Annotated in this window: 13 protein-coding genes; 5 read left to right on the top strand and 8 right to left on the bottom strand. The window is 63.3% G+C overall.

The genetic code is table 11. The annotated features are described in order from the left end of the window. Window positions 1-1737, bottom strand: coding sequence for an FAD-dependent oxidoreductase (locus PCA31118_RS22590; RefSeq protein WP_150627222.1), 1737 nt, complete (start codon window positions 1735-1737; stop codon window positions 1-3). A 330-nt stretch (window positions 1738-2067) separates the two neighbouring features. On the opposite strand from PCA31118_RS22590, the gene PCA31118_RS22585 reads away from it, so the two are divergent. Beyond that, a complete protein-coding gene (locus PCA31118_RS22585) occupies window positions 2068-2883 on the top strand; it encodes a WecB/TagA/CpsF family glycosyltransferase (protein WP_150627221.1) in 816 nt (271 codons plus the stop codon). 117 nt (window positions 2884-3000) lie between these two features. Here PCA31118_RS22585 and PCA31118_RS22580 read toward each other — a convergent pair whose 3' ends face one another. Both PCA31118_RS22580 and PCA31118_RS22575 read right to left on the bottom strand, forming a co-directional pair. Beyond that, on the bottom strand, window positions 3001-4416 hold the full coding sequence (locus PCA31118_RS22580) for an undecaprenyl-phosphate glucose phosphotransferase (RefSeq protein WP_246190382.1): 1416 nt from the start codon (window positions 4414-4416) through the stop codon (window positions 3001-3003). A 399-nt stretch (window positions 4417-4815) separates the two neighbouring features. Continuing rightward, the gene (locus PCA31118_RS22575) at window positions 4816-5343 is read right to left on the bottom strand and encodes a glycine zipper 2TM domain-containing protein (RefSeq protein ID WP_044457231.1); all 528 of its coding nucleotides are present in this window, start codon (window positions 5341-5343) and stop codon (window positions 4816-4818) included. Window positions 5344-5833: 490 nt separating this feature from the next. Between PCA31118_RS22575 and PCA31118_RS22570 the strand changes: the two genes are divergently transcribed. Further along, entirely contained in the window at window positions 5834-7330 is a 1497-nt protein-coding gene (locus PCA31118_RS22570; RefSeq protein ID WP_150627220.1) for an MFS transporter, read from the top strand. Between the two features lie 129 nt (window positions 7331-7459). Here the strand turns inward: PCA31118_RS22570 and PCA31118_RS22565 are convergent, their stop codons facing one another. Continuing rightward, window positions 7460-7936, bottom strand: a complete 477-nt coding sequence (locus tag PCA31118_RS22565; protein WP_044457229.1) for a CBS domain-containing protein — start codon at window positions 7934-7936, stop codon at window positions 7460-7462. 623 nt (window positions 7937-8559) lie between these two features. Between PCA31118_RS22565 and infA the strand changes: the two genes are divergently transcribed. Beyond that, a complete protein-coding gene (gene infA, locus PCA31118_RS22560; protein WP_039393473.1) occupies window positions 8560-8781 on the top strand; it encodes a translation initiation factor IF-1 in 222 nt (73 codons plus the stop codon). Here infA and PCA31118_RS22555 read toward each other — a convergent pair. The 4 genes from PCA31118_RS22555 to PCA31118_RS22540 all read right to left on the bottom strand — a co-directional run bounded on the left by PCA31118_RS22555 (window position 8778) and on the right by PCA31118_RS22540 (window position 11335). Continuing rightward, entirely contained in the window at window positions 8778-9248 is a 471-nt protein-coding gene (locus PCA31118_RS22555) for a GNAT family N-acetyltransferase (protein WP_246190381.1), read from the bottom strand. The genes infA and PCA31118_RS22555 overlap by 4 nt on opposite strands. 40 nt (window positions 9249-9288) lie before the next feature. Then, window positions 9289-9585: an acylphosphatase gene (locus PCA31118_RS22550; RefSeq protein ID WP_044457228.1), complete on the bottom strand. Its 297-nt coding sequence runs from the start codon at window positions 9583-9585 to the stop codon at window positions 9289-9291. A 4-nt stretch (window positions 9586-9589) separates the two neighbouring features. Then, the gene (locus PCA31118_RS22545) at window positions 9590-10702 is read right to left on the bottom strand and encodes a metallophosphoesterase (RefSeq protein ID WP_150627259.1); all 1113 of its coding nucleotides are present in this window, start codon (window positions 10700-10702) and stop codon (window positions 9590-9592) included. A 252-nt stretch (window positions 10703-10954) separates the two neighbouring features. Next, window positions 10955-11335: a nucleotide pyrophosphohydrolase gene (locus PCA31118_RS22540; protein ID WP_150627219.1), complete on the bottom strand. Its 381-nt coding sequence runs from the start codon at window positions 11333-11335 to the stop codon at window positions 10955-10957. A 266-nt stretch (window positions 11336-11601) separates the two neighbouring features. Here PCA31118_RS22540 and PCA31118_RS22535 point away from each other — a divergent pair, with 266 nt between their 5' ends. After that, the gene (locus PCA31118_RS22535) at window positions 11602-11883 is read left to right on the top strand and encodes a 2Fe-2S iron-sulfur cluster-binding protein (RefSeq protein WP_150627258.1); all 282 of its coding nucleotides are present in this window, start codon (window positions 11602-11604) and stop codon (window positions 11881-11883) included. Window positions 11884-11949: 66 nt separating this feature from the next. After that, window positions 11950-13617 carry an energy-dependent translational throttle protein EttA gene (gene ettA, locus PCA31118_RS22530; RefSeq protein ID WP_044457225.1) on the top strand — a complete coding sequence of 556 codons (1668 nt, stop codon included), beginning with the start codon at window positions 11950-11952 and terminating at the stop codon, window positions 13615-13617. The last annotated feature ends 58 nt before the right edge of the window (window positions 13618-13675 follow it).

Raw genomic sequence — 13675 nt, 5'->3', positions numbered from 1 at the left:
TCACTGAGAATGAGAAAGCGAGGAGGAGGCTGAGCCGGAGGCGATGGCTGTGGCGGCGGGCGCGGGCAGAGCGGCCACGTTCGCCGGTCCCTGCAAATGTGCGGCCATGCGCAAGGCGAGCGCCACGATGCTCAGCGTCGGATTGGCCTGCCCGGACGTCGGGAAGACCGCCGCTCCAGCGATGAACACGTTGTCGGCTTCATGCAGACGGCCATTGGCGTCGACCACGCTGGTTGCCGGATCGTCGCCCATGCGTGCCGTGCCGATGTGGTGGCCGCCGTAGGCGCCGTAGCGCGTCATTTCGGCTTCCACTTCGGCCGGATCGTACGAGAAGTGGCCGACGCCGGTGCGTTCGATTTCCTGTGCGAGCGCCGCGAGGGCGCGCGTGACCGAGCTCACGTCTTGCGGGGTGTAGCGCCAGTCGATGTGAATGCGGCGCATACCCAGCGCATCGCGCTCGTTGCCCAGCGTCACGCGACTGTTTTCGTACGGCACCTGTTCGGCGTGAAAGTCGAGACTGAAGCGAAGGTTGGCCGGACGCACGATCACCGACGGGAATTTGCGCGTGGCCAGCGTGCGCCGCATCGCCCAATGGGTGAGAAAGCGTACGGTGTTGGGGGCGTCCACGATCACGTTGCGCGCATGCGCGAGCCAGTTGCCGATGCCCCCCGGCGCATCGCCATAAAGGCGTTTCGCGTATTCGTACGGCACGATCGGACGCGCCAGATAGAGCGCCGAGAGAATGCCGTTGCCATGTCCGGCGTCCGGAATGCGCGGGTGATGCAAACGTGCGATGAAATTGCCCGCGTGCAGCGCGCGCTGCGCATCGGGGCGCAGGGCCAGCCGGCGACGGCAGTAGATCCCGTCGTCCGAGACGTCGTATCCATGCCAGACGGATGTCGCCCCGGAAAGATCGATCGTGCCGATAGTGCCTGCGAGATGGCTCATGTAATAGCGGCCCACGACGTCGTGCGCATTGCCAAGCCCGCGCCCGCTAACGCCGGGACTGTTGAGCAGCAGACGCGGGATCTCGAGACCCCCGGCCGCCAGCACGTAGGCGCGCGCCGCGACCGTGAAGGGCTTGCCGTCGAGTGTCTTCACCTGGGCCGGACCGACGAGGCGCGGCGTCCCCTGTTGCGTCGGCAGATGGCAAAGGTTGGCATGTTGAACGACACGCACGCGACCTTTCGCCAGTCGTGCGCGATAACGGTCGCCGAAATTCGTCGGACAACTGAACCGTTCCAGCGTATTCGTCGAGAACACATCGCTGTCGAAATTGCCGATCATCGGGCGCGACGGGTTCGATGCGTTGGGGAAGGCCTGCTCCGCGGTGTACGCAAACTCGCCGGCCTCGCACAGTGCGTTCGCTTGCGAATACCAGGGGGTCAAGGCGTCCAGCCCGATGGGCCAGCCGCTGTGCGCAATATAGTCGCGGGGTTCGAAATCGATGGCGTCGAGCGGCATGCAGCGCCCGCCCCACAGCGTGGTGGAGCCGCCGAAGCGTCGCACGCGGTAGCTCTCGGCAGGCGGGTGCAGGCGAGCGTCTTCCACGGTGCCGGTGTAGAGCCGCTGGATGGCGGGCTCCGCGACGTCGCTGCCGCTCTCGAGCAGGATCACGTCGAGCCCGCTCGCTTCAAGGGCGAGCGCCAGCGTTATGCCGGCTGCGCCGGCACCGGCGATGCAAAGGTCGGCTTGCAGCTCGGTGCCGGAAGGAATGTCGTGGGCGTCGAGGATCATGGGTGGCAGCCACCCGCTGCACTCGCGCGGCGGGCGAATAGATTGACCAATAGATGGACCGATGGATGGACGAATGGATGGACCGTGTCAGGCAGCACGTTCGGCCGCTGCGATGGTAGCGGATCGGCGACGTCGTCACGCGAAGTCTCGCCAATGGTTCGTTCACCGTCATGTCGTCGCGACATCCGCGACATCCGGCGAAAAGTGTCACTGACGCAAGGCGTGCGCGCTGCTACTATCGTGCCTGCCATGAAACGTCGCCGGTACGACTGGACGACGAAGGCGTGCGGGATCGGTTGGATTTGCAGGATAAGGGGAACACGATAGGTCATGAGCCATGACACTGAACTGAAAGCTGCAACGCAAACTGTCGCGCGCGACGTCTTCGAGCCCAATGTCGCGCTGTTCGGTCTGAACATCGCTGCCGTGCCGTTCGAGCAGGCCGTCGACGTACTCACGCACGCCGCCGCGCTTCGCGACGGACGCTCGCGCATCGTGGTGACGCCGAACGTCGACCACATCGTGCGTCTGGACGTGCTGCCCGAATTCAAGCGGGAATATCGCAACGCCGATTTCCTTTTTGCCGACGGCATGCCGATCATCTGGGCAAGTCGTCTGTTCGGCCGCCCGCTACCGGGGCGCGTGACCGGCGCCGACTTGCTGCCTGCCCTGTGCGATCGTGCGCGCGCGTCGGGCCGCAAAGCGGTGTTCGTCGGTGGTCGCCCCGGGCAGGAGGCGCAACTCGATGCGGGGCTCTCACAGCGATTTCCCGGGCTGGACTTCACGCTGCTGATTCCCTCGATGACGTTCGATCCGACCGGGGCCGAAGGCCAGGAAATCGCACAGCGCGTTCGCGAACTCGCCCCCGATCTCATCTTCGTCTGTCTGGGAATGCCCAAGCAGGAGCGGTGGGCGATGGCATATGCGAGCACCATGCCGGGGGGTGTCATGCTGTGCGTGGGCGCCGCCATCGAGTTTGCCGCCGGCATGCAAAAGCGCGCACCGAAATGGATGCAACGCACCGGGTGCGAATGGATGTACCGCATCTTGCAGGACCCGGGTCGCATGTGGCGTCGTTATCTCGTCGAAGACCGGCGGTTTATCGGCATTTGCTGGCGACAGTGGCGTGCGCTCGGTCGCGAATGAGCTGAAGTCAATATGATTCGTCGTCCTTAGCGATTATCCTCGGGAGGCATTCCCGAGAGAACATGCCGCGAAGGACGACACGTACGACTGGCGCAGCTTGCACGTCGCGATTCAGGGTCAGACGGCATTGCGTCCCGTGACCATTACGGGAATCGTCTTGAGCAGAATCTTGATGTCGAGCCACAACGACCAGTGCGTGATGTAGTAGCGATCGTATTCCACGCGGCGCTGCATCTTGTCCGGTGTGTCGGTCTCGCCTCGCAGACCGTTGATCTGCGCCCATCCCGTAATGCCAGGCTTCACACTGTGACGCAACATGTAGCCGGGAATCATGCGTCGATACATTTCGTTGTGCTCTTCCGCATGCGGCCGCGGGCCGACAAGGCTCATCGAGCCGGCAAGCACGTCGAACAACTGCGGCAATTCATCCAGCGAGGTGCGGCGTAAATGCCTGCCGACCGGTGTGATCCGGCTGTCGCCCGCGTGCGCTTGCCGCAGACCGCCGGTCGCGGCGGCGGCCGCGTCTTCCGGCTGAATTACACGCATCGAGCGGAATTTGTGGATGACGATCGGCTCGCCGCGCTCGCCATAGCGGCGCTGACGGAACAGGATCGGGCCGGGTGAGTCGAGTCGCACGGCAATCGCGACGGCCACCATGACGGGGCTGAGCAACACCAGAATGACCGACGCGCCCACCAGATCGATGCCGCGCTTGATCATGCGCAGCAGGCCCTGAACGGCGATGTCGTGCAATGCCAGGAGCGGCACGCCGGCAAGGTCGGTGCTCGTCATGGGCATGTCGCCAGGGAAGTTGAACTCGGGCAGCAGGTAAATGGACGCCGTCGAATCGTAAAGGCGGTGCACGATTTCGCTGGTGAGTTCCTTGTTGTCCTGCTGTCCGATGGCGATGAAGACGATTTCGTACTCGTTGGCCTGAATGCGTGCGGCGGCGTCGGCATAGCGGCCGAGGTAAGGCGGCAGGACTTCGCCGTCCTGCGGTGTGATCGGGGTTTCGTTGTAGTAGCCCGCGACCTGAATGCCGAGAATCGGCGAGCGTTGCAGACGCAGATTCAGCTTGCGCGCCTCAGGTCCCAGGCCGAAGAATGCCGCACGACGTTGGTTGCCGGGGGCGTTGTTGATGCTGTGGGCCATGCCGCGGGATACGGCGAGACCGACCATTTGCAGCGGCAACGCGAGCAATATCCACTGGACGACCATCATGCGCACGCTTTCGGTGCTCTCGTAGGTGAGAAACAGCAAAACGATGACGGCGATCAGCACACGGCACCAGCGCATGGCGCCGCGACCGAGCATCCAGGTGAGGTTGCGCGCGCTTGCGATCAGATGAAAGCGCGCGAACACGACGAACGCCGTGGCCCCGAGCGCGCACACCAGCGTCAGACCGTAAGGGGTGTACGGGTTATGACCGTTGATCCGCAGGACAGTGAAGAAGGCGCCCGCGTTGAGTACTGCACTGAAGCCGCCGACCATCGCCATGAAAAGCCGATGGTGGTAGGTCGTCTGAGTCGACATGACGGAATTCGAAGGGTAGCGGTAACTGACGGACTCGACAAAGTTCCGGAACGGCGGGGGCCCTCCGATGGTCGCACCGATTTTCGCGCGTATCTTAGCAGGTCAATTTCGCTTTGCGTATGACGCGCGTTGCGGCGCCAATTATGGTTCGCCGCCGTCCCCCGGGCGTCCCCCGGCCGGTCCCCCATTGTCGCCTTGCGGGCCGATTCGTTGTTTTTTTAGCGATTCCCTTCGCCGTCTTCCCCCAGGTGTCTCCCGCATATGCCCGAGCGCCATTCCTTTCAGGTATCCACGAGATTGTGTAAATGACGGCGACAGCGACAGCGTGTAAACGCCAACGCCCGCCGGAGGGAACTGCCGGCGGGCGTTGGCGTTGAGCGGGGGATGCTGCTGTGCTGATCAGTACGGGTACACCACGTCGTTCGAGATGGCGGCGCGCTGGCCTTGCTGTACGCGCAGCGGCGGCGCTTGTGTGACCGTGGCGACACGGCCGTCGTCCAGGCGCACGGTAATGCGGTAGAGCACGTTCGGTTCGCCCATGCTGTTCTCGATGCGGTTGCCCGCAATGCCGCCGAGGGCTGCGCCCGCGATGGTGGTTGCCGTGCGACCGCGTCCGCCGCCCATGGTGTTGCCCAGCAGGCCGCCGGCGGCCGCGCCCAGCACCGTCCCGAGAATGTTCGGGCTGTTGTTCGGGCCGTTGAGTTGTTCGATCGACTGGACCGTGCCGTACAGCGCACCTTGTTGCTGCGGTTGTTGGTAGCCCTGCTGGTAACCCTGTTGATAGCCGGGTTGCTGGTATCCCTGCTGATAGCCCTGTTGGTAACCCGGTTGCTGGTAGCCACCGTATTGCTGGCCCGGAGCCACGCAACCGGCCAACATGACAGCGGCCATGGCCGCGCTGATTCCCGTAAGTGCTTTCATCTTCATTTTGGATCGTCCTCGTGAGCGTGAGGTGTTGATTCTTCTCAGTGTGCCCCGCGCGCTGGCATGCGTCGGTTGGCGCACCATGTGGCACATCTATTGCGACCACGATGCGGAATGTAGGGTTCCGCAGACCTTTTTGCTGTAAGAAAAGGTAAGCGTCTGTAAAGAGAACCGTTAAGAGAACCGTTACGACTTCGGCAGGCGCAATCTCCCGCAACGACGCGGGTTTGCGGCGCGACGCGCCCGATTTGAAACTTCCCTCGATCATATTCCCGTCCGGTGAGACGTGGGGCCATGCTCTGCGATTGCTTAACGTGTGAGCGGGATTCGCTCATTTTTTGGGATTCCGGTGTGGCTTATTGGTGCTTAATCACGTGCCGATGGCGGGCGGCGGGGGGAATCGTCTAAGCATATAACCAGAAAGCACTTGGGCGATGTCAGTACCAAGCGGTAACATCGCGATCTTTGGTGTCTGTATTTCCCGGTTCCGTTCATGTCAGTCGACGTCTCCCTCTCTTCCACCGCTTCGGCATCGTCAGGCGCTACCGCCGCGTCTGGTGCTTCCGCTCCTTCCAGCACATCTGCCGGTGGTCCTGCCGTCATCCGTTCCGCTGCCGATGTCGCCCAACTCGTCAATGAGGGCGGCGCTCGCGTATCGAACGCTCGCTGGATCGTGGCCATCGCCCTTGGCGGGGTATTCCTCGACGCGTATGACCTCGGCGCGCTCGCCTTCGGTCTGAAAGACGTTGCCCGTGAATTCCAGCTCACCCCGGCAGGCACGGGCATGGTGGCATCCGCGATCACGTTCGGTGCGATCGTTGGGGCGTTCCTCGGAGGCTACTTTACCGACCGTATCGGCCGCTATCGCGTGTTCATGGCCGACATGCTGTGCTTCGTGTTCGCGGCCATCGCCTGCGCGCTGGCACCGAACGAGTATGTGCTCGCGGGCGCGCGTTTCGTGATGGGGCTGGGCGTGGGCATCGACTTGCCGGTCGCCATGGCGTTCCTCGCCGAATTCTCGAAGCTCAAGGGGCGTGGCAACAAGGCGGCGCGGGTGGCGATGTGGTGCCCGACCTGGTACGCGGCCATCTGTGGGTCCTATCTGCTCGTGCTGCTGTGTTACTCGGTGCTGCCGGCGTCGCATAGCGCGCTGCTCTGGCGCATCATTCTCGGTTTCGGCGCGATCCCGGCGCTGGCGATCATTGCCGTTCGCAGCCGCTACATGAGCGAATCGCCGGTCTGGGCCGCCAATCAGGGCGACCTGGAAGCCGCCGCGAAAATCCTCAAGCGTTCGTACGGTATCGATGCGGTCGTTGCCCGGGATGCTGAGCGCGTTGCACCGAAACGGCCGGCGGCGTGGAGCAATTACGGCAAGCTGCTCAAGGGCGTTTACCTGCGTCGTACCACCCTCGCGACCGTTATCGCCGTTGCCTCGTCGTTCGCGTACAACGCAGTGGCGTTCGGTTTGCCGGTGATTATCGCGAGCTTCCTTGCGCAATCGATGCTCACCACGATTCTGATGTCGCTGGCGCTGAATCTGTTGTTCGCATTCACGGGCGGGCTGCTGGGCGTGCGTCTGGTACCGAAGGTCGGTGCGTGGAAATTGACGGTGCTCGGTTATGCGTTCCAGTTGACGGCGCTCGTCGGCCTCGCGCTCGTGGGCAAGCCCGCCGGCGCAGGGCAAGTGGCCTGGGCGCTGGGCTTCCTCGCATTGTTCCTGCTGGGGCAGGGCTTTGGGCCGGGGGCGCATTCGATGACGTTCGCGTCACTGAGCTATCCGACGTCGCTGCGTGGCGTAGGCGTGGGTTTTAACCAGACGCTCATGCGCGCCAGCTCCACCGTCTCGCTGTTCCTGTTCCCGGTACTGGCCGCCGCGCTGTCGACGAAAGTCTTCTGGGTGATCGCCGTGGCGCCTGCCGTCGGCTTGCTGGCATTGCTGGCCATTCGGTGGGAGCCGTCGAACTACGACGTCGACGCGGAGGATTTCTGACACCGGCCCACCGTCGGTCCGTCGCATCGGCATAAAAAACGGCGCTTCTGAACGAAGCGCCGTGCCCCTGATTACGCTGTCGGCGTGATGTCTGGCGATGCCCGGTGATGGCGTGGGCAGCTCGGGCGATCAGCTTGGCCGCGAGGGCGACGTGCCGATCAGGGCGGCGCTGCCACCCATGATGTAGTTCTCGAGCTGATCGATGGTGAATTGCTGCTCGGTGATGATGGCTTTGACCAGATCGCCAATGGAGAGCAGGCCGACCAGTTCGCCGTCTTTCATGACCGGCAGGTGGCGGATACGATGCTGCGTCATGAGCGACATGCACTCTTCGTTGGTCTGTTCGGGACTCACATAGCGCACTGCGGCGGTCATGACGTCACGCACCGGTGTATTGACCGAGGTCCGACCCATGAGCGCCACTTTTCGGGCGTAATCCCGTTCGGTGAAGATGCCGACGATGGCGCGGTCGTCCTCGCTCACCAGCACCGCGCCGATCCGCGCTTCGGCCATCAGGGTCAAGGCATCGAGTACCGAATCGGTCGGACGCACTTTGTATACCGTGTCGACCGGCTTGGACTTCAGGATCTGAGCGACTGTTTTCATGGTCTTTCCTCCTGCGGGCTACGGGTACTTACAGCATAGATGAGTGCGCGCCGCGCGTCACATCCGAGTTCACCCCGAGTGAACCGGGTGTCAGGCCGAGGCCATTTCTGAAGCCGCCACTGAGGCCCCCATCGACGCCAGTCGGGCGCCCCGGCCGTCTGTTGATGCATCGCGTCACAAAAGGGCGACAAAATCGCTCAAATGGACGCGCCGGGCCCATTTTTTCCACACGAGCGACCGAGAAAGGCGTATCCTAGCGGGATCGGCGAAAATTCGCCGATCATCGCCTGACGATCGCGAAATGCTTTATCGGCGCCGCTGACAGCCCTGTCCTGCGAGCCGGATCACTCGCTGTGCCGATGACGCAGACCGACCCGGTCTTCGCCCTCCCGACACGCACTGCTCGTCGTTGCGGCACTGCCGCAATGTGCCTTGCTCCTTCGAACCATCGCCGCTTTTCGGTGCGCCGCATGCCTTGATGGCCGGTCCACCGGGTAGGCTCCTTTTGGCGTTCGATGTGCACCCCCGCAACATTCAGGGTGCGGGGACGGTATTGGCGAACGAACTTTCAGTAACACGGGTGCTGCGCCCCTCGCGAGCGGCCCCCTCAAGAGGACACGATATTGGCCAAGGAAGAACTGATCGAATTCAGCGGACACGTCTCGGATGTGCTGCCGGACAATCGCTTTCGCGTCACGCTCGAAAACGGCGTGGAAGTGGTGGCATATGCGAGCGGCCGCATGCAAAAGAACCGCATCCGCATTCTGGCGGGTGACCGCGTGACGCTGGAAATGTCGCCCTACGACCTGAGCAAGGGCCGCATCAACTACCGTCACAAGAATTAAGTCAGCGACGACGTCTGGCTTTTGCGCGCAAGGCGCTGCCCATCGCGGGCATAGCCGTGGCGCGCATAGAAGCGATGTGCGGCGACCCGATGGTCGCTGCTCGTCACTTCGAACTTCTCGCATCCCCGCTTGTTGAACCACGCGTGAGCGGCCGCCATCAGCGCGTGCCCGACGCCCGAGCCCCGCACGTTTTCCTCCACCACCAGCGCCGTAATGCGCCCAAGACGCCCCGCCCGATGAAACATGGTGAGCGCGTGCAATCCGATACATCCCACGATTTCCGCGTTTTCGTCGATGGCCACGAAGGCCGCGTCGTCGCCGTCCAATGCAGACAGGGCGATGTTGCGACGAACGATGTCGATCGGCGTTTCGTAGCCCAGTTGTGCGAGTAGCGCGACGATGCGCGGTGCGTCGTCGTCGTTCGCGCGGCGGGTCGTGGGCGTGGGCGTAACGGTCGGCATTGGCATGGGCATGTTCGGGGCGGAAGGGGCGCTCCCGCGCGGAGCATCAGAGTTGCTGAAACCGGTCGAACCGTCGGCTGGTGTACTCCACTTCACTTTCGAAGGCCGTCACACGGGCGCCCGGCGGGCCATGACGCATCCATTCGAGCATCTTGTCGACCTGATCCGGCGTGCCCTGGACCATCGCGAGAATGTCGCCCTCGGGCAGCGCCTGTACCCAGCCGCGCACGCCGATCAAATGGCCTTCGCGTACGGCCGCCTGTCGGTAGCCGACGCCTTGAATGTTGCCGCGCAGCCGCACGGATACGGTTTCCAGCGATGGGCTGGTCGAAAGCGTTTTCATGGCGTCAAGCCTTGCCCGGCACAAGCCGGATGCGAGTAATTTCCGAGGGCGCACCGAACCGTTTCGGTGGGCCCCAGTATCCTGTGCCCCGGCTCACGTAGACGGCCAGGCGGCCAAGCCGGTGCAGCCCGTGTACGAAGGGCTGTTGCAGCGGCACGAAATACATCCACGGCCAGAATTGTCCGCCGTGCGTATGTCCGGAGAGTTGCAGATCGAAGCCGGCGGCCTGCGCCGCGGGGGCGCTGCGCGGCTGGTGTGCGAGCAGCACGCGCGGTACGCCTTCGGGCGCCCCGGCAATGGCGGCGGCCGGATCGCTGCGCTTGGCCTCATCGAAGTGATGGGCGGTGAAGTCGGTGACACCGGCGACGGTGAGCGACGCCCCTTCATGATCGAGCACCACATGCTCGTTCTCGAGCACGGTCAGGCCGATGCGGCGCAATTCCGCCACCCACGCCGGTGCGCCCGAGTAGTACTCGTGGTTCCCGGTGCAGACGTAAGTGCCGTGACGCGAAACGAGTTGGCCGAGCGGCGCGATGTGATCGCGCAATGCCGGCACACCGCCATCGACCAGATCGCCGGTGATGGCGACGAGATCCGGCTTGAGCGCATTCGACGCGTCGACAATGGCTTCGATATAGCGGCGTCGAATCGTCGAACTGACGTGAATGTCGCTCAACTGCACGATGGTGAAGCCTTTGAGCGCTGCCGGCAGGCCCGCGATCGGAATATCGATCTCGACCACGCGCGCTAGGCGCCTTGCATTGTAGAAGCCCAGTATCGTCGAGGCGGCGGTGAGCACCAGCACGATCACGGCCGAGCGCGTGACGAGTTGCGCGTCGAGCGCCGAAAAGGCCATTGCCACGCCAAGCACGACGTCGCGCAGCAAGGTGAGGACGAAAAGCGACGAAAAGACGCCGATGGCGGTCATGCCCGTCCACGTCAGCAATGTCGCCAACGGTTCTTTCTGGATCGCGCGGCTCATCAGGCCCAGCGGAATCAGCACGGTCGAGGCGACGAGCCACAGCCCGCCCAGGACCTTCCAGCCGACGGCGACCGGCAGCGGCGTGAGCAGGCGCCAGCCGATGTAGGCATGCAGCAGCGCGATGATGCCGAGCATCAACCATCGCGGACGCGCGGGTAATGTGCGCTTCGACGGCTTGCCGTGCGCGTGTCCCGTGCCTGATGGCGTCTGGGGAGCCTGCGAAGCTTGAGAGGATTGAGACATAGGATTGTCTGGTCGGAATTCGGGAGCGAACGTTGGCGGTTATGCGGGCTCGCGGCGCGATTGCAAGGGGCACACGTGCAATTCAGAGCATCGGTGCCATTCGAGATGGTGTCCGATGGTGTCCAAATGGGCCCAATGGCCTCTTCAGGCCTTCGGCACCGGATACTTCTGCGCGTTCATGACCAGCTTTTCGGCCACCGCACGGTTCAGGTCGATGCCAAGCACCATCGCCAGACGTACGAGATACATCGTGATGTCGGCAAGCTCCTGCTCGACGTGACGCGCCTCGCTCGATTGCATGACGGCTTTGGCCTGCGCGTCCGTATGCCACTGAAAAATCTCGACAAGCTCTGCGACTTCGACCGACAGCGCCATCGCTAGGTTCTTGGGCGTATGGTGCTGATGCCAGTCGCGGGCATCGGCGAACGCTTGCAGTTCGGCGCGCAGCCCGGCGGTATCGATGAGATGCGCGGCGGGACCTGATGATGCGTCGGTGGCCGCATCGACCTTCGGGGCTTTGGACATGGGATTCGGGACTCGAAAGTGGGTTATGGTAGCGCGTTGGCGCAGGATGCGCCGTGTAGCGATCCAATTCCCGTAGCGCATTGCCTGCCGTGCCTCGTTCCCGTTCAGACGCCCCCCGATCCGACACTTCGATCGAAGCTTCCATCGAAGCTTCCATCGCTGCTTCCATCGACACGTCGGCCGATGTTTCGACCCACGCCGTGGACACCGCGCCGAGCGACGCGGCAACCACGGCGCGCAACGTTGCGACGTACCGCGTCACGCTCATGCCGTCCGGATGGCAGTTCGCGGCGCCGTCCGACACCCCGATCCTGCTTGCGGCACAGGCGGCGGGCATCAAGTTGCCCAGTCTGTGCCGAAATGGCACGTGTCGTGCCTGCCTGTGCCAGGCGCACACGGGGGGCGGGAGCGCACCGGTGACGTATCGGATCGACTGGCCGGGCCTGTCTCGCGACGAAAAGCGCGACGGCTGGTTGCTGCCATGCTGCGCGTATGCGGGCGCGGACCTCGTCATCGACGCGCCCGATGCTGCCCGTGCTGCGCTTTGATAAACTTGCCGCTATCTGGCGCTCGCCCGTGAGCCGTCATAACCGTTTCAGGATCAGGAAAGCCGAATGGCACAGTACGTATTCAGCATGAACCGCGTGGGCAAGATCGTGCCGCCCAAGCGTCACATCCTCAAAGACATCTCCCTGTCGTTCTTCCCGGGGGCCAAGATCGGCGTGCTGGGTCTGAACGGCTCGGGTAAATCGACGCTGCTCAAGATCATGGCGGGCGTCGACAAGGAGATCGAGGGCGAAGCGATTCCGATGGCGAACCTGAACATCGGTTATTTGCCGCAGGAGCCGCAACTCGATCCCGAGCAGACCGTGCGCGAAGCCGTTGAAGGCGGCATGGGCGAAATCATGGAAGCCCGCACGAAGCTCGATGAAATCTATGCCGCATACGCCGAGCCGGACGCCGATTTCGACGCGCTCGCGGCCGAGCAGGCCAAGTACGAAGCCATCCTCGCGGCAAGCGACGGCAACAACATCGAGCAGACGCTGGAAGTGGCTGCCGACGCCCTGCGCCTGCCGCCGTGGGACGCCAAGATCGGCGTGCTCTCGGGGGGTGAGAAGCGTCGTGTGGCGCTCGCCCGCTTGCTGCTCTCCAAGCCGGACATGCTCCTGCTCGACGAACCGACCAACCACCTGGACGCCGAATCGGTCGACTGGCTCGAACAGTTCCTCACGCGCTTCCCGGGCACGGTCGTTGCCGTGACCCACGATCGCTATTTCCTCGATAACGCCGCCGAGTGGATTCTCGAACTCGACCGGGGCCACGGCATTCCCTGGAAGGGCAACTACAGCTCGTGGCTCGATCAGAAGGAGCAACGCCTGAAGCAGGAAGAGGCGAGCGAGTCGGCCCGTCAGAAGGCGCTCAAGAAGGAACTGGAGTGGGTGCGTCAGAACCCGAAGGGCCGTCAGGCGAAGTCGAAAGCGCGTCTCGCCCGTTTCGACGAACTGAACAGCCAGGAATACCAGAAGCGCAACGAGACCCAGGAGATCTTCATCCCGGTGGGTGAGCGTCTGGGTAACGAAGTGATCGAGTTCAAGAACGTCTCGAAGGCTTTCGGCGACCGTTTGCTGATCGACGATCTGAGCTTCACGGTGCCGCCGGGCGCGATCGTCGGCATCATCGGCCCGAACGGTGCCGGTAAGTCGACCTTCTTCAAGATGCTCACGGGCCGCGAGCAGCCGGACAGCGGCGAGATCAAGGTCGGGCCGACGGTCAAGATGGCATACGTCGATCAGAGCCGCGATGCGCTCGACGGCACCAAGACCGTGTTCGAAGAGATCTCGGGCGGCGCCGATGTGCTGACCGTGGGCAAGTACGAAACGCCGTCGCGTGCCTATATCGGCCGCTTCAACTTCAAGGGCTCGGACCAGCAGAAACAGGTCGGTTCGCTCTCCGGTGGTGAGCGTGGTCGTCTGCACATGGCCAAGACACTGATCTCCGGCGGCAACGTGTTGCTGCTCGACGAACCGTCGAACGATCTGGACGTCGAAACCCTGCGTGCGCTCGAGGACGCGCTGCTGGAGTTCGCCGGTTGTGTGATGGTCATCTCTCACGATCGCTGGTTCCTGGATCGTATCGCCACGCACATTCTGGCTTTCGAAGGCGACTCGCACGTCGAGTTCTTCCCGGGCAACTATCAGGAATACGAGGCGGACAAGAAGAAGCGCCTCGGCGAGGAGGCAGCAAAACCGAAGCGAATCCGCTACAAGCCGATCGCGCGGTAATGCAGGGAAAGGCGCCGCAAGGCGCCTTTTCTGTTTGTGCGGCGGCAGGGGTGGACCA

This window comes from Pandoraea captiosa, from assembly GCF_902459775.1.
Lineage (GTDB): Bacteria > Pseudomonadota > Gammaproteobacteria > Burkholderiales > Burkholderiaceae > Pandoraea > Pandoraea captiosa.
Note: the sequence above shows the minus strand (reverse complement) of the source record. Positions and strands in the feature narration are given on the sequence as shown.

What these genes read in the sequence shown, in the direction of transcription:
- PCA31118_RS22590 (WP_150627222.1), bottom strand. Translation starts at nt 1,737, where the DNA reads ATGATCCTCGACGCCCACGACATTCCTTCCGGCACCGAGCTGCAAGCC.
- PCA31118_RS22585 (WP_150627221.1), top strand. Translation starts at nt 2,068, where the DNA reads ATGAGCCATGACACTGAACTGAAAGCTGCAACGCAAACTGTCGCGCGC.
- PCA31118_RS22580 (WP_246190382.1), bottom strand. Translation starts at nt 4,416, where the DNA reads ATGTCGACTCAGACGACCTACCACCATCGGCTTTTCATGGCGATGGTC.
- PCA31118_RS22575 (WP_044457231.1), bottom strand. Translation starts at nt 5,343, where the DNA reads ATGAAGATGAAAGCACTTACGGGAATCAGCGCGGCCATGGCCGCTGTC.
- PCA31118_RS22570 (WP_150627220.1), top strand. Translation starts at nt 5,834, where the DNA reads ATGTCAGTCGACGTCTCCCTCTCTTCCACCGCTTCGGCATCGTCAGGC.
- PCA31118_RS22565 (WP_044457229.1), bottom strand. Translation starts at nt 7,936, where the DNA reads ATGAAAACAGTCGCTCAGATCCTGAAGTCCAAGCCGGTCGACACGGTA.
- PCA31118_RS22555 (WP_246190381.1), bottom strand. Translation starts at nt 9,248, where the DNA reads ATGCCAATGCCGACCGTTACGCCCACGCCCACGACCCGCCGCGCGAAC.
- PCA31118_RS22550 (WP_044457228.1), bottom strand. Translation starts at nt 9,585, where the DNA reads ATGAAAACGCTTTCGACCAGCCCATCGCTGGAAACCGTATCCGTGCGG.
- PCA31118_RS22545 (WP_150627259.1), bottom strand. Translation starts at nt 10,702, where the DNA reads ATGCTCGGCATCATCGCGCTGCTGCATGCCTACATCGGCTGGCGCCTG.
- PCA31118_RS22540 (WP_150627219.1), bottom strand. Translation starts at nt 11,335, where the DNA reads ATGTCCAAAGCCCCGAAGGTCGATGCGGCCACCGACGCATCATCAGGT.
- PCA31118_RS22535 (WP_150627258.1), top strand. Translation starts at nt 11,602, where the DNA reads ATGCCGTCCGGATGGCAGTTCGCGGCGCCGTCCGACACCCCGATCCTG.
- ettA (WP_044457225.1), top strand. Translation starts at nt 11,950, where the DNA reads ATGGCACAGTACGTATTCAGCATGAACCGCGTGGGCAAGATCGTGCCG.